Source organism: Amycolatopsis sp. ATCC 39116 (assembly GCF_000231075.2).
GTDB classification, from domain to species: Bacteria; Actinomycetota; Actinomycetes; order Mycobacteriales; family Pseudonocardiaceae; genus Amycolatopsis_E; species Amycolatopsis_E tucumanensis.
The window spans coordinates 51,822-70,834 of the sequence record NZ_AFWY03000040.1 but is presented as its reverse complement, the minus strand read 5'-3'; the positions used below and the strand labels follow the sequence as shown (position 1 = coordinate 70,834).

The 19,013-nt window shown below is 73.0% G+C and carries 18 protein-coding genes; 6 read left to right on the top strand and 12 right to left on the bottom strand.

Annotated elements, in window-relative coordinates; translation table 11 throughout:
* Positions 1-95 precede the first annotated feature (95 nt).
* The 6 genes from AMY39116_RS47195 to AMY39116_RS0330340 are packed head-to-tail and all read right to left on the bottom strand — an operon-like array spanning position 96 to position 6,158.
* Positions 96-1,241 (bottom strand): M20/M25/M40 family metallo-hydrolase, encoded by a 1,146-nt coding sequence (locus AMY39116_RS47195; protein ID WP_039791842.1) that lies wholly within the window; start codon positions 1,239-1,241, stop codon positions 96-98.
* A complete protein-coding gene (locus AMY39116_RS47190) occupies positions 1,238-2,224 on the bottom strand; it encodes a ketopantoate reductase family protein (protein WP_039791841.1) in 987 nt (328 codons plus the stop codon). The genes AMY39116_RS47195 and AMY39116_RS47190 overlap by 4 nt, the downstream gene beginning before the upstream one ends.
* The gene (locus AMY39116_RS0330355; RefSeq protein WP_020421376.1) at positions 2,217-2,975 is read right to left on the bottom strand and encodes an SDR family NAD(P)-dependent oxidoreductase; all 759 of its coding nucleotides are present in this window, start codon (positions 2,973-2,975) and stop codon (positions 2,217-2,219) included. Before AMY39116_RS0330355 ends, AMY39116_RS47190 begins: the two co-directional genes overlap by 8 nt.
* The gene (locus tag AMY39116_RS0330350; RefSeq protein WP_020421375.1) at positions 2,975-4,261 is read right to left on the bottom strand and encodes an MFS transporter; all 1,287 of its coding nucleotides are present in this window, start codon (positions 4,259-4,261) and stop codon (positions 2,975-2,977) included. The genes AMY39116_RS0330355 and AMY39116_RS0330350 overlap by 1 nt, the downstream gene beginning before the upstream one ends.
* Entirely contained in the window at positions 4,258-5,154 is an 897-nt protein-coding gene (locus AMY39116_RS0330345; RefSeq protein ID WP_020421374.1) for a polysaccharide deacetylase, read from the bottom strand. Before AMY39116_RS0330345 ends, AMY39116_RS0330350 begins: the two co-directional genes overlap by 4 nt.
* Entirely contained in the window at positions 5,151-6,158 is a 1,008-nt protein-coding gene (locus AMY39116_RS0330340) for an Lrp/AsnC family transcriptional regulator (protein WP_020421373.1), read from the bottom strand. Before AMY39116_RS0330340 ends, AMY39116_RS0330345 begins: the two co-directional genes overlap by 4 nt.
* 200 nt (positions 6,159-6,358) lie before the next feature.
* On the opposite strand from AMY39116_RS0330340, the gene AMY39116_RS0330335 reads away from it, so the two are divergent.
* The 4 genes from AMY39116_RS0330335 (at position 6,359) to AMY39116_RS0330320 (ending at position 11,334) form a co-directional block, all read left to right on the top strand.
* On the top strand, positions 6,359-6,739 hold the full coding sequence (locus tag AMY39116_RS0330335) for an anti-sigma factor antagonist (RefSeq protein WP_020421372.1): 381 nt from the start codon (positions 6,359-6,361) through the stop codon (positions 6,737-6,739).
* Positions 6,740-6,809: 70 nt separating this feature from the next.
* Entirely contained in the window at positions 6,810-7,649 is an 840-nt protein-coding gene (locus tag AMY39116_RS0330330) for an SAM-dependent methyltransferase (RefSeq protein ID WP_027936348.1), read from the top strand.
* Positions 7,650-7,894: 245 nt separating this feature from the next.
* Entirely contained in the window at positions 7,895-10,381 is a 2,487-nt protein-coding gene (locus tag AMY39116_RS0330325) for a LuxR family transcriptional regulator (RefSeq protein WP_027936347.1), read from the top strand.
* Positions 10,382-10,464: 83 nt separating this feature from the next.
* Positions 10,465-11,334, top strand: coding sequence for a dienelactone hydrolase family protein (locus tag AMY39116_RS0330320; RefSeq protein WP_020421368.1), 870 nt, complete (start codon positions 10,465-10,467; stop codon positions 11,332-11,334).
* A 20-nt stretch (positions 11,335-11,354) separates the two neighbouring features.
* Here AMY39116_RS0330320 and AMY39116_RS46865 read toward each other — a convergent pair whose 3' ends face one another.
* Genes AMY39116_RS46865 through AMY39116_RS0330305 form a run of 3 tightly spaced genes read right to left on the bottom strand, consistent with a single transcriptional unit; the run spans position 11,355 to position 12,769 of the window.
* Positions 11,355-11,525, bottom strand: coding sequence for a hypothetical protein (locus tag AMY39116_RS46865; protein ID WP_020421367.1), 171 nt, complete (start codon positions 11,523-11,525; stop codon positions 11,355-11,357).
* A 28-nt stretch (positions 11,526-11,553) separates the two neighbouring features.
* Positions 11,554-12,021: an MOSC domain-containing protein gene (locus AMY39116_RS0330310; RefSeq protein WP_020421366.1), complete on the bottom strand. Its 468-nt coding sequence runs from the start codon at positions 12,019-12,021 to the stop codon at positions 11,554-11,556.
* Positions 12,022-12,028: 7 nt separating this feature from the next.
* Positions 12,029-12,769 (bottom strand): IclR family transcriptional regulator, encoded by a 741-nt coding sequence (locus AMY39116_RS0330305; RefSeq protein WP_020421365.1) that lies wholly within the window; start codon positions 12,767-12,769, stop codon positions 12,029-12,031.
* Positions 12,770-12,875: 106 nt separating this feature from the next.
* On the opposite strand from AMY39116_RS0330305, the gene AMY39116_RS0330300 reads away from it, so the two are divergent.
* On the top strand, positions 12,876-13,874 hold the full coding sequence (locus AMY39116_RS0330300) for a dihydroxyacetone kinase subunit DhaK (RefSeq protein WP_020421364.1): 999 nt from the start codon (positions 12,876-12,878) through the stop codon (positions 13,872-13,874).
* An 11-nt stretch (positions 13,875-13,885) separates the two neighbouring features.
* Complete coding sequence (gene dhaL / locus AMY39116_RS0330295; RefSeq protein ID WP_084506189.1) at positions 13,886-14,482, top strand: dihydroxyacetone kinase subunit DhaL; 597 nt, start codon at positions 13,886-13,888, stop codon at positions 14,480-14,482.
* A 317-nt stretch (positions 14,483-14,799) separates the two neighbouring features.
* Here dhaL and AMY39116_RS0330290 read toward each other — a convergent pair whose 3' ends face one another.
* The 3 genes from AMY39116_RS0330290 to AMY39116_RS0330280 are packed head-to-tail and all read right to left on the bottom strand — an operon-like array spanning position 14,800 to position 18,956.
* Positions 14,800-15,684 (bottom strand): oxygenase MpaB family protein, encoded by an 885-nt coding sequence (locus AMY39116_RS0330290; RefSeq protein WP_020421362.1) that lies wholly within the window; start codon positions 15,682-15,684, stop codon positions 14,800-14,802.
* A gap of 37 nt (positions 15,685-15,721) precedes the next feature.
* Complete coding sequence (locus AMY39116_RS0330285) at positions 15,722-17,200, bottom strand: CoA transferase (RefSeq protein ID WP_020421361.1); 1,479 nt, start codon at positions 17,198-17,200, stop codon at positions 15,722-15,724.
* Positions 17,187-18,956, bottom strand: a complete 1,770-nt coding sequence (locus tag AMY39116_RS0330280; RefSeq protein WP_020421360.1) for an acyclic terpene utilization AtuA family protein — start codon at positions 18,954-18,956, stop codon at positions 17,187-17,189. Before AMY39116_RS0330280 ends, AMY39116_RS0330285 begins: the two co-directional genes overlap by 14 nt.
* Positions 18,957-19,013 lie beyond the last annotated feature (57 nt).

Here is a 19,013-nt window from a genome sequence, read left to right as displayed (position 1 = left end):
CCGGTCGCCCGCCGCCAGCGGCCAGTGGCCAGTGGCCAGCCGCCCGCGGCCAGCCGTCCGGGGCCAGGCGCTCTCCCGGTAAGGCGCGAACAGCCTCAGGCCAGCGAGGTGAGTACCGCGGCGGCGAGGGCGCTCCGTTCCACCATGCCGCTCACCGAGACGTGCTCGTGGCGTGCGTGGGCCCCGTCGCCGGTGGCGCCGAAACCGTCCAGCACCGGGACGCCCAGTGCGGCCACGAAGTTGCCGTCGCTGGCGCCGCCCACCGCGCATTCCCGCAGCGTCACCCCCATCTCCGCGGCCAGGTCCCGCGCCCGCGAGAACAACGCCGCGATCCCGGGCGACCGTTCCATCACCGGCCGGTTCCAGCCGCCCTCCACGGTCACCGTCGCGCGGGGATCGGCCGCCGCCAGCCCGGCCAGCGCCTCCTCGATCCGCGCCGCCTCGGCCGCGCTCGACACGCGCACGTCCACCTCGCCCCAGGCGGAGCCCGCGATCACGTTCCCCCGCGAACCGCCGCCGACCACGCCGACGTTCACCGTCGTCCCGGCCGCCAGGTCCGTCAGCCCGTGCAGCGCCAGCACCACCCGCGCGATCTCGTCCACCGCGCTCGCGCCCTTGCCCGGGTCCAGCCCCGCGTGCGCCTCCACCCCGGTCGCGGACACCCGGTAGATCCCGACGCCCTTGCGCGCCGTCTTCACCGCACCGTCGGCCGCGGCCTCGAACACCAGCGCCGCCTGCACCCCGGCCGCCGACTTCTCGATCACCGGCCGCGACACCGGGCTGCCGATCTCCTCGTCGCCGTTGAGCACCAGCCGCACCGGCGGCCGCGGCAGCCCCGCCGCCTCCAGCGCCCGCAACGCCCACACCGCCTGCACCAGCCCGGCCTTCATGTCGAACACACCCGGCCCTGTCGCGATGTCACCGTCCACTGTGAACGGCCACCCGTCGAGTGTCCCTTGTGGCCACACCGTGTCGTAGTGGCACAGCAGCAGAACCGGCGCGGCGTCCGATCCCGCGTAGTCGTAGACCCGGACGTCGCCGAACTCGCCGCCCTCGGTCACGCCCACCGACGCCGGCTCGCCGAGCCGCGCCCGCAGCCAGCCGTCCAGCCAGGACAGCCCGGCCTCCAGCAGCAGCCGGTCGGTGCTCGGCGTCTCCAGCCCGGTGTACCGGCCCAGGTCGTCGACCATCTCCTCGCAGTGCGCCCGCGCCCACTCGTGCAACGCCCGGACATCGGTCACAGCATCCGCTCCAGTTCGCTCAGGTGATCTTCCGACATCAGCCTGCGTCCGCTCTCGACGTCCCGCAAGAGGGCGAGCACCGCCGCCAGCAACGGCACCCCGCCCAGCTCCAGCACCGGCCGGTAGTGGTGGTGCACCTCGACCGGCCGCCGCCGCACCGCGATGTCCCGCCAGATGCCGCTGCGGTCCTTCGGCTGGGTCCGCAGCCACGCCACCAGCCGGTCCGTCGCCGCCTCCCGGGCCACCGGCGACGCCGACGGCAGGTACGCGGCCGGGTCGAACTGGTCGAACGGCTCCAGCACCCGGTCGCCCGCGGCGGCCAGCACCTCCGCCGTGATCGCGTGCATCAGCGGGCGGTGCCGGTCGATCAGGTCCGCCATCGGCGCGTCGGCCAGCGCCGTCGTGGTCAGCATCGCGCCGAAACCCAGCTTCGACCACAGGAACCCCTCGACGTTCGCCGTCGCCTTGGCCGGGCCCCACGCCTGCAGGTCGGCCACGATCCGCTCGACCCGCGGCGTGATCCGCCCGTCCGGCTCGCCCACCACCAGTGCGCCCGCGCCGCCGTCCTGGACGACGCCGGGCTCGACCACGTCGGCGAACAGGTTCACGAACGCCCCCACCGTCCGCTCGGCGCCCACCGCCGCCGCGATCGCCTGCTCGTTCAGCCCGTTCTGCAGCGACACCACGAACCCGTCCGGCGCCAGCCGCGGCGCGAGCCACGGCAGGACCTGCTCAGTCGCCTGCGCCTTCACCGCCAGCAGCACCCGGCCCACAACCGCGGGCGCCTCGTCGGGTGAACACGCCTCCACCGCAACGCTCGCGTCGCCGCCGGGACCCCGCAACACCAGCCCGTGACGCCGGATCGCGGCGACGTGCGCGGCGTCGGTGTCGACGATCCGCACCGGGTGCCCGGCCCGCGCCAGGTGGAACGCCAGCGTGCCGCCGATCGCCCCGCCGCCGACGACCGTGTACGGCTCAGACATGCGAACTCCCCTCCTGGACGGCGGTCGCGCCGTCCCAGTGCAACGGCAATCCCGGCGCGCCGGCGGTCGAACCGCCATCCACGCGCAGCACCGCGCCGGTGATCCACGCGGCCTGCTCGCCCGCCAGCCAGTGCACCGCCTCGGCGATGTCGGCCGGCTGACCGCGCCGCCCGAGCGGGTTGACCGACACCGCGGCCGCGTACTCCTCGGTGACCGGGTTCGCCGCGCTGTCCACGGTCACGAACCCCGGGCTGACCGCGTTGACCCGGATGCCGTGCGGCCCCAGCTCGACGGCGCACGCCTTCGTCAGCATCTCCAGCGCCGCTTTCGACGTGGCGTAGTGCGCCGCACCGGGACGGGCTCGCGTCGCCGCGCCCGACGAGATGTTCACCACCACGCCGGAGCGCCCGGCCGCGACACAGCTCCGTCCGAACGCGACGGTCGTGAGCATCGCCGCGCGCACGTTGACGTCCTGCACCCGGTCCCACGTCGCCGCCGTCATCTCCAGCAGCGGCGTCGCCGGGTAGATCCCGGCCGCGTTGACCAGCACATCGACATCCGGGTCCACAAAGGACTCCGCGAACGAGGCGTCGGCCAGGTCGCCGACCCGGCACCCGGCGCCCAGTCCGGCAGCCACCGCGGCGAGCCGGTCACCGTCCACATCGGCCAGGGTCAGCCGGTCACCGCGGAACCGGGCGGCGATCGCGGCGCCGATCCCGCTCGCGGCGCCGGTGACGAGCACGTGCCGCACTACAGCTCCTTACCCTTCGTCTCCGGCATCGTCGTGTAGACGGCCAGGCCGATCACCGCGGCGATCGCCACGTACAGCCACACCAGGTGCCCGAACCCTTGCGCGTTCATCCAGGTCGTCACGTACGGCGCGGTGCCGCCGAACACGGCGACGGCCAGCGCGTACGGCAGCCCGATGCCGGTGGTGCGCACCTCGGGCGGGAACTGCTCGGCCATGATCACCGCGCAGTTGGCCGAGTACCCGACGATCAGCACCATGCCGACGATCTCGATGAGCAACAGCGTCCAGAAGTCCGCCGCCAGGAAGTGGAACGCGGGCCAGGAGAACAGCAGGAACCCGGCGGCGAACGCGGCCATCGTCGGCTTGCGGCCGATCCGGTCGGACAGCAGCCCGCCGAAGGGCAGCAGGATCAGGAACACCACGATCGCGAGCGTGTTCGCCAGCAGCGCCTGCCGCAGCGGGATGCCGGTCGCCAGGTGCGCGTAGGTCGGCATGTAGGTGACCCACACGTAGTAGATGAGGGTGCCGGCGATCGTCACGCCGGCGACCCGCAGCGCGGCCTTCGGGTGGTCGCGGAACATCGCCACCAGCGGGTTGCCGCGCGGCCGGTCCTTGATCCGGGTGAACGCCTCGGTTTCGTGCACCGAGCGGCGCAGCCACAGCCCGACCAGTCCGAGCAGCCCGGCGATGCCGAACGCCAGCCGCCAGCCCCAGCTCTGCAGCTGCGCGTCGGACAGCGTCGAGTTCAGCACGGTTCCCATCAGCGACGCGATCAGCGCGCCCGCGCCGACCGAAACCTGCTGCCAGGACCCGGCGAACGCGCGCCGCCCGCGGGCCGCGGACTCGATGAGGAACGCCGAGGACGACCCGAACTCGCCACCGGCGGAGAAGCCCTGCACCAGCCGGGCCAGCAGCAGCACGATCGGCGCGAGCACCCCGATCTTCGAGTACGTCGGGCACGCGGCGATCACCAGCGACGCGCCCGCCATCAGCGAGATGGTGAGCGTCAGGCCCTTCTTGCGGCCGTGCCGGTCGGCGTAGGCGCCGAGCACCGCGCCGCCGATTGGCCGCATCACGAACCCGACCGCGAACACGGCCAACGTGGACAGCAGTGCGGTGGTTTCGTTGCCCGGCGTGAAGAACTGCTTGGCGAACACCGGGGCGAAGGTCGCGTACACGGCCCAGTCGACCCATTCGACGGTGTTGCCGACCGCGCCGGCGACGATCGCCTTGCGCTGCGCGGGCGAGAGCCGGTGCTCCTGGGCGGTCGCGGCGTGGGTGGTCACGGTGCCTCCTGCTCGGCGAGGACGTGGGCGACGACCTGGGCGTGGGTGGCGAACCAGACGTCGTGGCCGCTGATGTGCTCCAGCAGCTCGGTCAGCACGGCCATCCGCGAGCGGTGGCCGATGATGTGCGGGTGCAGGGTCAGCTGGAACAACCCGCCCTCGGCGTGGGCCGCGTCGAACTCGTCGCGCCAGATGGACAGCACCCCGCGCGGCGGCGTGTACGGCCGCAGCGACGCGAAGCGCTCCATCATGAAGTACGGCGCGTCGTCGCGGATCCACTCCACCGGCAGCTCGACGACCCCGGTCGGTTCGCCGTCGGCCAGCAGCTCGTAGCAGTCGTCGTCGGCCATCAGCGACGAGTCGTAGGCCAGGCCCAGCTCACGGGTGATCGCGAGCGTGGCGGCGGAGAAGTCCCAGGACGGCGTGCGGATGCCCACCGGACGGGTCCCGGCCAGCCGCTCCAGCGTGTCCGCGGCGCGGAAGGCGAGGTCGCGCTCGGCCTCCGGCGGCAGGGAGGTGTTGCGCTCGTGGATCCAGCCGTGCAGCGCCACCTCGTGCCCGCCGTCCACATAGGACTTCACTTCGCCGTCGTGCAGCAGGGCCGACACCGCAGGCATGAAGAACGTCGCGGGTGCGGAGAACCGCTCCAGCAACCGCAGGATCCGCGGCACGCCGACGCGCGCGCCGTACTCGCCTTGCGCTAGCTTGCCGGGCAGCACCTCGCCGTCGCGCAGGGCGGGCGTCTCGTGGTCGGAGTCGAACGACAGCGCGACCGCCACACGCGCGCCGCCGGGCCACGACGACGGGCGCAGCGGCCGTCCGGCCCGCACCCGTCCGACGTGCCCGCGCCAAGTGGGCTCGTCCCACTGCCAGGGGTGGAGCTGGTCGTTCACGCTTCCTCCAGGATGGTGCGGGGAGTGGGGGTCCAGGCGCGCTTGAGGGTCGACACCTGGAGCGTGACGTCGGCGGCCTGCAGCCCGGGCAGCGCGCCCACGACGTCGGTGGTGTGCCGGTAGAGCTCGCCGTAGTGCCGCAGCACGACCTGGCCGACCAGGTTGAAGCGGCCGGTCGTGGCGGACAGGTACCGCGTGCCGGGGTGGGCGGCCAGCTGCTGCCCGGCGGCGTCGAGGTGGCCGGGCAGCACCGAGAGCCACAGCATGAACTCGACGGTGAAGCCGAGGATGCCCGGCTCGGCGAGCGTGCGGAAGCGCAGGCAGCCCCGCTTGACCAGCGAGTCCACCCGCCGCGCCGCGGTCGATTCGCTGCTGCCGACCTGGCGGGACAGCTCCTTGAACGACATCCGGCCGTCCTCGCCGAGCGCGGCGATGATCGCCAGGTCCAGCTCGTCGAGCTTCTCCGGCGGCCGCTCCCACAGCTGTTCTTCGAACGGCCGCACGTCTTCACCACGCAGGCCCGCGACGGCGTCCGGGCCGAGGACGCCGGAGTCCCAGTCGTGGTTGGACGTGAAGGTCCGCATCACGGCGAGCGTCTCGGTCTCCAGGACGTCGCCGCCGACGGGCAGGCCGTCCAGCTGCAGCCGCGCCACGTCGGAGTGCGTCGGCAGCACCAGCTCGGCGGTGCAGTCCGCGCTGCCGGTGAGGACACTGGCGTAGCGGGTCTCCGGGCGCGCCGCGACCGCCTCGGCGACCGCGCCCGCGGTGCCGGGACGGCAGCGGAACCGGACCAGGACGGGCACGCCGAGCCCGCAGCGCAGCACGTCCACCACGCCGATGACGCGCAGCTGCCCGCTCTCGGTGAGCTGGGCGGCGCGGCGCAGGACGGTCGACTCGCTGGTGCCCGCGTACTTGGCCACGGCGCCCCACGACGCCCGGCCGTTGAGCTGCAACGCGGCGACGATCCGGCGGTCCAGCTCGCCAACCTTGACGTCATTCTGCATGCCAGCGATCGTCGGTGCAGGAAAACGTCATGTCAAGGAAAAATATGGGGGAAACATGCGCGAAACCCGGCGGGTGACTCCTTCGGGACGAGGCCAACGAGGACGAAACGCCAGGTCGGGGCCGGTGGATCGGTGGACACCCCGCACCTCCCGTGATAGGACAACCGCACCGGGCCTCGGGCGCAGGGGAGGGCAGCGGCATGTCACGGAGCACCTCCGCCGACGGTCTGCTCACCACCCGCCGGGAGGTCCGTGGTTCCGCTGTCGTGGTGCACGTCGCCGGCGAGGTGGACTTCAGCTCGCTCGGGCACCTCCAGGAGGAGCTCAGCACCGCGGTGACCGTCGCGACCCCGCCCGCGCCCGTCGTGCTCGACCTGCGGGACGTCGAGTTCTTCGGCTGGTGCGGCCTGACGCTGCTGATCAACTCCGACGACCGGTGCACCCGCAACCACACGCCGCTGCGGGTCGTCGCGGCGAGCGGGACCGTGCTGCAGCCGCTGAAGCTCGCCGGCCTGGACCGGGTGCTGCCGGTGTACTCGACCCTGACCGGCGCGCTGGCCCAGTCCGCGCCCGTCGCCTGAGGGCGGTTCCACGGGGCGAACGCGGAGCACTACTGTGTGTTCACCCACCAGCTCGCGAGAAGGTGTTGTGATGGCTTCTTCGCCCAGCCAGGTGCCGGTCGGCGTCGACCCGACCCGGCCGAGCATCGCCCGCATCTACGACGGATTCCTCGGCGGCAAGGACCACTACGAGGTCGACCGCATGGTGATGCGGAAGATCAACGAAGCGGTCCCGGAGGCGGTGGACATCGCCCGCGGCAATCGTGGTTTCCTCAACCGCGCCTGCCGCTTCCTCGCCGGCCAGACCACCGTGGCCCAGTACCTCGACTGCGGTTCGGGGTTGCCGACCGCGGAGAACACGCACCAGATCGTGCAGCGCGCCAACCCCGAGGCGATGGTCGTCTACGTCGACAACGACCCGGTGGTCCTCGCGCACGGCCGCGCGCTGCTCGAGGAGAACGACTTCGTGCACATGACCGAGGCGGACATCTTCGAGCCGTCCGAGGTGCTCGGCGACGAGGTCGTGCGGCGCCACCTCGACTTCAGCGAGCCGCTGGTGCTGCTGCACGTCGGCACGATGCACCACTACGAGGGCGACGGCGCCGCCGGCATCATGCGCGCCTACATCGACGCGCTGCCCTCCGGCTCCTACGTGGTGTTCTCGCACTTCTTCGACCCCGAGGTGCCGGAGCTGACCGAGGTGGCCAAGCGGATCGAGAACATCCTCGTCAACGGCCCGATGGGCGCCGGGCGGTTCCGCACGCGCGACGAGATCATGGCGATGCTCGACGGCCTGGAGCTGATCAAGCCGAACGCGCTGTCCGAGCCCGGACTCGCCGTCTGCGACGAGTGGTGGCCGGACGGCCCGCGGCTGGCGCCGTTGAGCCTCGCGGCGCGGTGCATCGTCGGGGCGGTGGGGCGCAAGCCGTAGCGGCCCGCCGGGCCGGTCCGCGGGTGGCCGGTCTACGGGCTTGCTGTCCCGTGCGGGTGGCCGGGCGGGCTGACGGGGAAGTGCGGGCCCGGGTGGCCGGACGGCCCGCGGCTGGCCCCCTGAGCCTCGCGGCGCCGGAAAACTTGTCATCCGCGTGCGTGTTCCTGGCTCAAAAAGCGGCGGGCGCGTGAGTTCCCCACAACAGTCCCTTACGGACGGCCGGGGGCGCGGGGCACGATGACGCCATGGGCGCCGTTGACCAGGTGGTTCTGCGTGGTCGCGATCGTGAGCTGACGGTGCTCCGCCGCGCGCTCGGGGACGCCCGGGACGGCCGCGGCGGCGGTCTCGTCGTGCTCGGCGAGCCGGGTTCGGGCCGGACCGCGTTGCTCGCCGCGGCCAGGGCCGAGGCCGCCGGGTTCGGCGTCCGCGAGGCCAGGGGCGTGGCGGCCGAACGGCACCTCGCCCACTGCGGCCTGCTCCAGCTCCTGCCGGAACTGACCGATCTCCCCGCGGAGCCGCTCGCGCTCGGCCGCGCCGTGCACGCGGCGCTGACCGCCGCCGCGCCGCTGTTGTGCCTGGTCGACGACGCCGACCTGCTCGACCCCGAATCACGCGAGGCGCTGGCCTTCGCGGCTCGCCGGCTGTCCGGCGCCGGCGTGCTCGTGGTGTTCACGGCCGGGACGCCGCTCGACGGAGTCCCCGCGGTGTGGCTCGAACCGCTCGGCGCGGAGGACAGCGCCCAGGTGCTCGCCGACCACGGCGTCCCCGAACCCGTCCCGGACCTGCTCGACCTGGCCTCCGGCAACCCGCTCGCCCTCACCGAGCTGGCCGCCGAGGGACGGATCCCGCCGCACAGCCGACTGCGCCGCGCGGTTCGCGAGCGGCTCGCCGCGCTGGATCGCGGCGCCCGCGAGATCGCCCTGATGGCGGCGCTCGACGACTGGCTGGACGTGGACACCCTGGTGCGCGCCACCGAACGGTCCGGAGTGGACCTCCGCGCGCTGGAGGAGGCCCGGACGGCCGGGTTCGTCCGCCTGGACGGCGATCACGTCCTCACCGCCAGCCCGCTGCTGCAGGCATTGATCCGCGAGGAGGCGCCACTGGCCGACCGGCGGGCCACCCACACCCTCCTGCTGTCCGTGCTGGACCCGGACCGGCACCGGCTGCGCTGCACCTGGCACCGGGCCGCGCTCGCCGGGGGCGCGGACCCGCGGCTGGCGGGCGAGCTGCTGGAGTCGGCGTCGGAGTTCTGGCTGGCCGGGCGGCCCCGGCGGGCGCGGGCGTTGCTGCGCCAGGCCCGTCCGCTGGCGCGGGGCACGTCCGTGCGCGGCGTCGCCGACCTGCTGCAGGGCAGCCTGGAAATGCGTGAGGGCATGCCGGCGGTGGCGAGCCAGACGTTGCTCGTCGCGGCGAACCAGCTCGCCGGGGCCCAGCGCGACCACGCCCTCACCGCGCTGATGCTGGCCGGCGAGGCGAGCTGCCTGGCCGGCGACTACGTGCGGTACTACGCGATCGCCGACCGCGCGCAGCAGCTGCGCCGCCCCGACGACTCGCCACGCACCCGGCTGATCCTGGACCACTTCGCCGGCATGAGCGACGCCTTCCGCGGACGGCACGACCGCGCGGCCGCACCGCTGCGCCGGGTCGTCGGGCTCGGCGGGGTGCTGGACGAGCCGGTGGCGAAGATCTGGGCGAGCCAGGCCGCCTACACGCTCGGCGACGCCGCTCGCGCACACGAACTGGCCGTCGGCGCGGTCACCTCGGCGGGCAGCCGCGGCACCACCGCGGTCGTGCCGTGGGCGCTGGTGTATGTGGCGATGTCGGAGTTGCTGCTGGACCGGCATTCGGCGGCGCTGTCCAGCGCGCTGGAGGGGCTGCGGATGGCACGCACGATCGGCCAGCCGAACTCGGCGGTCGACCACCTGACGATCCTCGCGCTGGAGGCGTCCCTGCGCGGCGACCGGGAGACCGCGCAGGCGCGGCTGGACGCGGCCGGGCACGAGGTCGCCACCCGCGGGCTCGGGCGGCCCGGCGCGCTGAGCACGTGGGCTTCGGCGTGTGTCGATCTCGCGGAGGACCGGCCGGAGGACGCGCTGGACCGGTTCCGCCTGATGGCGGCCGGCACCGGCCGGGTGCACCCGGGGATCCGGGCGATGGCGACGCCGCACTTCGTCGAGGCCGCCGCCCGCTGCGGGCAGACCGTGAAGGCAGCCAAGGCGCTGGCCCCCTACGAGGACTGGGCCCGCAGCACCGGCAGCGACGTCCGGATGGCCCTGTCGCACCGCTGTCGCGCGCTGCTCGGCGAACCGGACGCCGACGAGCACTTCGAGACCGCGATCGAGCTGCACCGCGCCAGCCAGACCGCGCTGGAACTGGCCAAGACCGAGCTGTTCTACGCGCACCGGCTGCGCCGCAACCGCAAGGCGCGGGCCGCGCGGGAGCTGCTGCGGGACGCGTTGAAGATCTTCCAGCGCTACGACGCGCCGCGCTGGGCCGAGCGCACGACGGCCGAGCTGCGGGCGGCGGGGGAGTCGGTGCCGGGCTGCGCCAAGCCGGCGGACCTGACGCCGCAGCAACTGCAGATCGCCCGGCTGGTCGCCGAGGGCGCGACGAACCGGGAGATCGCGGCGCAGCTGGTGATCAGCCACCGCACGGTCGACCACCACCTGCGCAACATCTTCGCGCGCCTCGGCATCCGGTCCCGCGTGGAGCTGGCCGCCCGCTTCCGCTGACTGGTGATTTCACCGATGCGCGTGGTTGGCGGCCTTTGCCAGAGTTCCCTGGTTCCCCTCTCACGGAAAGGGAGTTCGAACGCATGGCACGTTCACCAAGACACCTGGCCCGGCTGGTCACGGCGCTGGCACTGGTCGCGGGCACCGCCACCGCGACCGCCTCCGCCCAGGCCGCCGACAACCCGTACGAGCGCGGGCCCGACCCCACCGAGTCGAGCATCGAGGCCAGCCGTGGCCCGTTCGCCGTCTCGCAGACCACGGTTTCGTCGCTGGCCGTCAGCGGCTTCGGCGGGGGCACCATCTACTACCCGACCGACACCAGCCAGGGCACGTTCGGCGCGGTCGCGATCTCGCCGGGCTACACGGCGGACCAGTCCAGCATCGCCTGGATCGGGCCGCGCCTGGCCTCGCAGGGGTTCGTCGTGTTCACCATCGACACGATCACCCGCTACGACCAGCCGTCCAGCCGGGGTGACCAGCTGCTCGCCGCGCTGGACTACCTCACGCAGCGCAGCACGGTGCGCAGCCGCATCGACAGCAGCCGTCTCGGCGTCGCGGGCCACTCGATGGGTGGCGGCGGCACCCTGGAGGCGGCCGACGAACGGCCCAGCCTGCAGGCGGCCGTCCCGCTCGCGCCGTGGAACCTGCGGAAGAACTTCTCCAGCGTGCAGGTGCCGACGTTCATCATCGGCGGCGAGTCCGACTCGGTCGCGCCGGTCGCCACGCACTCCGAGCCGTTCTACACGTCGCTGCCCAGCTCGCTGGACAAGGCGTACATGGAGCTGAACAACGCGTCGCACTTCTTCCCGAACACGTCCAACACCACGATGGCGAAGTACATGATTTCGTGGTTCAAGCGGTTCATCGACAACGACACGCGTTACGACCAGTTCCTCTGCCCGAACCCGAGCGGCCTGGCGATCGAGGAGTACCGGTCGACCTGCCCGTACTGATTCCGCTGGCGGACGGCGGATCAGGAGTCTTCGCGCTCCTGGTCCGCCGTTTCGCCGCGGTGCTCGTCTTCTTCGTTGCCGCCGCGGGGCCCGAACCCGGGCGCCGGCTCGGGCGCGCCGGGACCGGCATCCGCGGCGGCGATGCGCTCTTCGCCCAGGTACGGGTCGGGTTTGAACGGTGAGGTCGTCATGCCGGCCGGGTACCCGGCGGGGACGCGATCATGCGGGCAGGATGCGGTCGCCGGGCCGGATCGTGCCGCCGGTGACGATGCGGCAGTTGAGCCCGGACCGGTTCGCCAGCGGTGCGAACACCGGCTTGCCGAGCAGGTTCTCCAGGTAGCGGCACGGCACGTTGAGCCGTCCGCCGAACAGCACGGTGCCGCCCACGCGGAAGTGCTTGCCCACCAAGTGGTTCAGCGGCACGTCGCGGGTGAGCAGGTTGCGGCGAGTCTCCCCGGGTTCGAGGGTGAGCTCGTGGTCACGGGCGAGGGCGACCAGCGTCTCCTCCTCGATCAGGGTGACCTGCCGGTCCTCGTGCGGGCGCGTCGAGTAGAGGCCGCGGCCGGTGGCGTACCGGTCGCCCTCGATGCCGTGGCCCGCGACGAGGACCGCCTCGCCCAGTTCCGCCATCGCGGCCCCGGCGGTCTCGGCGGTGAAGATCCGCAGCAGCTCGCCCGTCCAGGTCATGGCGCCTTCACCCCGCCGGGGGCCAGGACGGCGCGCCCAGCTCGCGGGAGATCGCGCGGGCCGCCTCGCGCACCGCGCCTGGTACGGCGGCTTCGGCGGGCCAGTCCGTCATCGGCACCACCACGCCGATCGCCCCGGCGATGTCCTGCCCGGCGTCGAAGATCGGCGCGGCCACGCAGCATTCGCCGATCACCGCCTCCTCCACCTCGGTCGCCAGCGCCTCGCCGCGCACCTGCTCCAGGTGCACGGCCAGCTTCGCCGGGTCGGTGATGGTGTCCCGGGTCATGCTGCGCAGCGGCTCCGGCGCCAGGCCCGGCGACCACGCCAGCATCGCCTTGCCCAGCGCGCTCGCGTGCGCCGGGATGACGATCCCGACCTCCGGCATCTGGCGGGACCCGTCCGGGCGCGGCTCGTGGTGCACGATCATCACCTCGCCCGGCAGCAGCACCCCGGTCCGCACCGCGCAGCCGGTCGTGCGCGCCAGCTCCGCCGCCCAGGTGAGCGCGCGGGACCGCAGTTCGAGGGTGTCGAGGTAGACGTTGCCCAGCTTGAGCACCGCCGGCCCGAGCCGGTAGCGGGCGGAGTCGCGGTCCTGCAGCACCAGACCGTGGGCCTGCAGGGTCTTGATGATGCCGTGCACTGTGGACGGCGCCAGCCCGAGCCGGGCGGCGATCTCGGACAGGCTCAGCCGCCGTTCCGCCTGCAGCACGCCGAGCACGCGGACCGCCCGGTCGACGGACTGGATCATCGGCGCACCCTCCTGCCAGCCGCACTTTACAACAGTCCCGCGTCGTTCTATCTTCGGAAGACATTCGATAATGTCGAATGACAGTCGACGATGACGGAGGGGTGGCATGGCGGCACGCCAGCTCGTGAACGATCCGGACGACTTCGTGCGGGAGGCCCTGGAGGGGCTCCAACGCGCGCACCCGGACCTCGTCCGCTACCACGAGGACCCGGCGTACGTGGTCCGCGCGCGGCAGGCGGACAAGGTCGCGCTGGTCTCCGGCGGTGGCTCCGGGCACGAGCCGCTGCACACCGGTTTCGTTGGCAGCGGCATGCTGGACGCGGCCGTGCCGGGCGCGGTGTTCGCCAGCCCGACCGCGTTCCAGATCCGCGCCGCCATCGCCGCCGCCGACCGCGGCCGCGGGGTGCTGCTGATCGTCAAGAACTACACCGGTGACGTGCTGAACTTCCGCATCGCCGCCGAGCTGGCCGCCGACGACGGCATCGAGACCCGCACCGTCCTGGTCGACGACGACCTCGCCACCGACGGCCAGGAGGACGGCGCGCCGGGCCGTCGCGGCACGGCGGCGGTCGTCGCGGTGGAGAAGATCTGCGGTGCGGCCGCGGAGAACGGCGCGTCGCTGGACGAGCTGGCCGCGCTGGGGGAGCGGATCGTGTCGTCGGCGCGCACGCTGGCGCTGGCGCTGGAGGCGTGCACGCAGCCGGGACAGGACCGGCCGTCGTTCGACCTGCCCGACGGCGAGATCGAGTTCGGGGTCGGCATCCACGGCGAGCACGGTGTCGGGCGGCGCCCGTTCGCGCCGGTGCGGGAGCTGGTGGGCGATCTGACGAAACCGCTGGTGGCCGCGCTCGGCCTGGACCGGGGCGACGAGGTGATCGCGATCGTCAACGGCCTCGGGGCGACGCACGGTCTGGAGTTGTCGGTGGTGCACCGCGAGCTGGGCGGGTTCCTGGACGGGCTGGGGGTGCGCATCGGGCGCGCGCTGGTGGGCTCGTACGTGACCGCGCTGGACATGCGGGGCTGCTCGATCACGCTGCTGCGCGCCGACGACGAACTGCTGGCCCTGTGGGACGCGCCGGTCCGCACGCCGGCCCTGACGTGGTGAAGGAGACCATTGTGGACACTCGTGCCTGGATCGAGCGGTTCGCCGCCGTCATCGACGAGCGCGGCGCCGAGCTGACGGAGCTGGACCGGCGCGCCGGTGACGGCGACTACGGCACCAACCTCCGGTCCGCGCTGGCGAAGGTGCGGGCGAACCTGACCGCGGACGACCCGCGCACCCCGGGTGAGGTGTTCACCGCGGTGTCGAACGCGTTCCTGCACACGGGCGGCACCAGCGGCCCGCTGTTCGGCATGTGGTTCCGCGAGTTCGCGAAGGGCCTCGGGGACGAGGTGTCGGCGCGGAGCCTGGCGCGCGCCGCGGGCGAAGCGGAAGCGACGGTCCGCCGTCTGGGTGGCGCGGAGGTGGGCCACAAGACGATGGTCGACGCGATGGTGCCGGCGGCGGAGGCACTGGCCGCCGCGGCCGAGCGGGGCGCCGACGTGGAAACCGCGCTGAAGGACGCCGCCGCCGCGGCCGACGCCGGAGCCCGCTCGACGGAGGCCTTGCTGGCGAAGCGCGGCCGGGCGAGCTACGTCGGCGAGCACGCGCGGGGCGTCACGGACCCGGGCGCGCTGACGGTCGCGTGGTTCTTCGAGGCGGCGACCAAGTAGACCCGGGACGGCGCGACCACAGGGGTGCGGCCGCGCCGTCCCGCAACCACCCGACCGGCGTGCGAGCCTCAGCCCGGCAAACCCGCGGCGCAAAACCGCCACCCGGCAACGCAAACCACACACCCCCGAGCCACCCCTCTCCCGCAACCCGATCCCCAGCCCAATCGGTTGCCGAGACACCGGGTCAAGGCACGCTTTCCCGGCTTGACGCGGTGTCTCGGCAACCGAACACTGAAAGATCGGGTTCGGGAGGGCTCAATCGGGGCGTAGCGAAGCGCAGCCGGCGATTGAGAAACCCGCGTAGCGGCTCCCTGGAGCTATCGAGAGCGTCGCAGCAAGGCCGGGTCGATGTCGGCCGGCGGCTCCGGCGCGCCGAGGTCCGATGGCGAGTACCCCTTCGGGTAACCGGGGTAGCTGCGCACCTTCGAGTTCAGCAGCTTCGACTTCCGCCGCGGCGGCAGCAGCCGCACCACCGCTGATCGCGCGTGCAGGCCGGCCCGTGCCGCGCGCCCCACCCACGCCGGGCTCGGCCGGAACCCGAACGCCGCCAGCATCCGGTCGTCGAGCAGGCTCTTGGCGCCCATCGCGACCGCGGGCCGCAGCGGTTTCGGGTACCACGCGCAGAACAGGTCCAATGTGTACCGGCCGATCCGGTTGTTGTCCGCCGAGTACACGAAGTTCGCCTCTTCGTAGGCGTCCTTGAACTTCCGGAAGGAATCGTAGTCGCCGGGGATGTCCTTGATGCCCATGCGGCGGCCGACTTCCCGGAAGTAGAAGTAGGCCGCCTGGCGCTCGTTCTCGTGCAGCGGCCGCCAGCCGAACTCGTCGATCCAGTCGATCGGGTCGTAGACGAACGTCGACAGCACGTACAGCATGTCGTCGTTGCTGATGCGGTACCGGCCGTGCATCCGGTTGACCGTGCTGAGCGCCTCCCGCCCGCGCGGCGAGTCGTACCCGTTCTCGGCCAGCTCCGCCATCAGCAGGGCGGTGTCGTCGTAGCGCTTCTGCGGCCGCTTCTCGAATTCGCCCGTCGCGGCGAGCAACTGCGATACGCTCGGCACGCAGTACGTGCGGAACAGGGCGAACTCCAGCGCCCGCTGGTAGTCCCAGGGGAACTCGAAGCCGATGGAGATGCGGTAGATCTCCTGGTGGTCCCGCTCGGGGTCGCACCGCTCGATCCGGCGCAGCCAGTATCCGGTCATCGCCGGCCTCCTCCTCGTTCGATGTGGACCAGTGGTGCTACCCCAGCCACTCCGCCCGTGACGAACCGCGCGGCACCAGCACCGTCCGGTAGTGGCCCGGCGTCGCGGACATGTGGACCTGGTCGGTGACGCCCTGGTAGTGCCCGAGCGGCGTCTCGGCGGTGAACGTCTCCGGGTCCAGGTACGCGTGCTCCTCCCCGCGGCCCGCGGTCTCCGTCGCGTACGCCTTGTCGAACACGCCCAGGCTCAGGATCCACAGCGCGGCCCGCGTCAGGGACACGTGCACCCGGTAGCTGCCGCCGTCCCGGGCGCGCCGCGTCAGCGCCTCCACGATCCCCGCCGCCAGCAGCCACGACACGATGTAGTCGTTGACCACCAGGATCGGCGGCAGCGCGGGCCGCACCCCGTCGCCCTCCAGGTGCATCATCCCGACCAGGCTGCCCGCGCTCTGGTCGAACCCCACGCGGTCCGCCCACGGGCCCTGTTCCCCGTTCAGCGACGCGGTCGCGTGGATGATGCCGGGCCGCACCGCCGCGGCCTCCTCCGCCGAGAACCCGATCTTGGCCAGGTAGCCCGGCCGCCGGTTGGCGTAGAAGACGTCCGCGTCCCGCAGCAGCGACCACAACAGCCCGGCGCCTTCTGCCTCGTAGGGGCTCACGGTCGCCGACCGCACCCCCACGTTCGCCGTGATGTAGGTGACGTCGTGCTCGAGTTCGTTGGGGCGCCACACGTTCAGCACGTCCGCGCCGTGCAGCGCGAGCGCCCGGCCCACCCCGGCGCCCGCGATGACGTGCCCCATCCCGAGCGCCCGCACCCCGGCCAGCGGGTCCTCCGCCGGGCCGAGCGGTTCCGGCGCGCTGTCGCCGATCTTCGTGATCTCCACCAGCGGCAGGTCCGCCAGCACCTCGCGGTAGTGCGGTTCGGCCATCAGCTCCGCGGGCGTGCGCAGCATCGGCAGCACCGCGCCCGCCGTGACCGCCGCGTTCTCCAGGTCCCGGCCCCGCCACTTCGCGATCGCCGCGGCGACCGCCTCGGTGTCGTCGGGCACGCCGAGCAGTTTCTGCGCCGCCAGTTTGATCTTCGGGTACGGGTTGAGCGGCATCACCCACTCGTCGTCCGCCGTGCGGTAGAAGCGGAAACCCAGCGCCTGCGACGGGTTCGCCGGGGCGCTCGCCGGGTGACCGTTGAGCAGCTCCCACTTCCGGTCGTAGAACGGGCACAGCCGGTGCGGCGCCACCCGCAGGTCGACCGCGATGTCCTGCCCGTCGCCGCCACGCGACCGCCACAGCTTCGCGATCGCGGCGGACTTCGCGGCCAGCGCGATCGCCGCCGACCCGCCCAGCCGCAGCGTGCTCGGCACCACCGGGTCCGCCCCGCGGAACGTGATCGCGCCGCCGGTGTCGGCCGGGCTCATCCCGATCCCGGCCAGCACCTCGGTCAGCTCGGCGTGCGGGTCGAACTCGTCGCTCGTGGCCGGCTCGGCCACGGCGGCGGTGATGCGGTCAGTGAGCGACATCGTCGAGCAGCTCCTCGGGGATCGGGACGTGCTTGGCGCGCAGGTACTCGCCGACGGCCTTGCCGACCTGGTCGGCACGCAGGTTCGCCGACCCGCCGGTGCCGAGCAGGCCGCGCAGGACGAAGTGGACGGCCCGCAGGTGCGGGAACTCGTGCCGGACGATGTCCAGTTCCGCCGCCTCCGGCAGCAGCTTCCGCAGCTCCGCCGTGGACAGCGCCTGCCGCAGCCACGGCCACGCGCGCTCGTCGGGCACCCACACCCCGACGTTGCTGTTGCCGCCCTTGTCGCCGCTGCGGGCGTAGGCGACCGTGCCCAGCGGCGCCTTCCGGACCCGGTCCGGCAGCGGCCGCTCCGCGGGTTCGGGATGCACCGGCTGCGGCTGGACCGGCGCGGACGGCGGCGGCCCGATCGGCAGCGTGCGGCCGTCGTCGAGGACGACGCGGTGCGCCACCTCCGACATCGGCAGCAGCGCGGGCCAGTAGTCGATGCGGGGCCTGCTGCGGCCGGTCAGCCCGGCGCCGCCGTCGTGGTAGAAGCCCGGGATGCTCTGCAGGTACAGCGATCCCAGCCGCGCGGGCAGGTTCAGCTTCGCCAGCGGCTCCGGGGTCGCGGCGACGGCCATCACCCGCAACGCGACCGTCGCGTCCCACTGCGTCTCGGGGTCGGTGGCCGCGGTGCCCAGGCGCGTGATGTCCAGCTCGACGCCCTCGGGCAGGTCCCGCGTGATCTGCGCGCGCAGCAGGGCGACCTTCGCGTCCACGTCCGGCGCGGTGACGTAGACGGTGTTGACGAGCGTGTGGCCGATCGCGGCGAACACCGCGACCTTCGTCGTCGGCGGGGGCGGGGAGCCGGTGGCGCCGGTGACCGCGACCCGGTCCGGGCGGGCCGCGGTCAGCCGCACGGTGTCCAGGTGCACCGTGACGTCCGGGTTGAGGTAACGCGGGCCCTGGATCTCGTAGACCAGTTGCGCCGTCACGGTGTCGACGGTGACCGCGCCGCCGTGCCCGGCGTGCTTGGTGATCACGCTGCTGCCGTCCGCGGCGACCTCGGCGATCGGGAAACCCGGCACCAGCATGTCCGGGATGCGGGTGAAGCCGGAGAAGTTGCCGCCCACGGCCTGCGAACCGCACTCGATGACGTGGCCGGCGGTGACCGCGCCGGCGAGCGCGTCCCAGTCGTCGACCGCCCAGCCGTGCCACCACGCGGCAGGCCCGGTGACCAGGGAGGCGTCCGCGACGCGACCGCACACCACGATGTCCGCGCCCTCGGCGAGCGCGGCCGCGATGCCCCAGCCGCCCAGGTAGGCGTTCGCGGCCAGCGGCTCGTGCCCCCAGGACGCCAGCGGCTCGCCGGTGTCCAGGTTCTCCAGCCGGTGCCCGGCGTGGGCGTACTCGCCCAGCCGGGACAGCACGTTGTCGCCTTCGACTTGCGCGATCCGCAGCGGCACCCCCTCGTCGGCGGCGACCTTGCGCAGCTTCTCCGCGAGCGCGGCGGGGTGGAAGCCGCCCGCGTTGGTCACGACCTTCACGCCACGCCGCGCGATCGCGGCCAGGTGCGGGCGGATCTGGTCGACGAAGTACTCGACGTAGCCGCGCTCGGGGTCGCGCCGGTAACCGGTCGCGAGGGCGGCCAGGGTGACCTCGGCGAGGTAGTCGCCGATCAGGACGTCGACCGGGTCACCGCTCATCGCCTCGTCGATCGCCGTGAAGCGGTCCCCGAGATAGCCGGAGAAGTTCGCGATCCGGACAGCGGTCATCGGCGGCACCTCCAGTGGTCCGGTCCCGACGATAGCTCATTAGCGATCGTTAGGTAA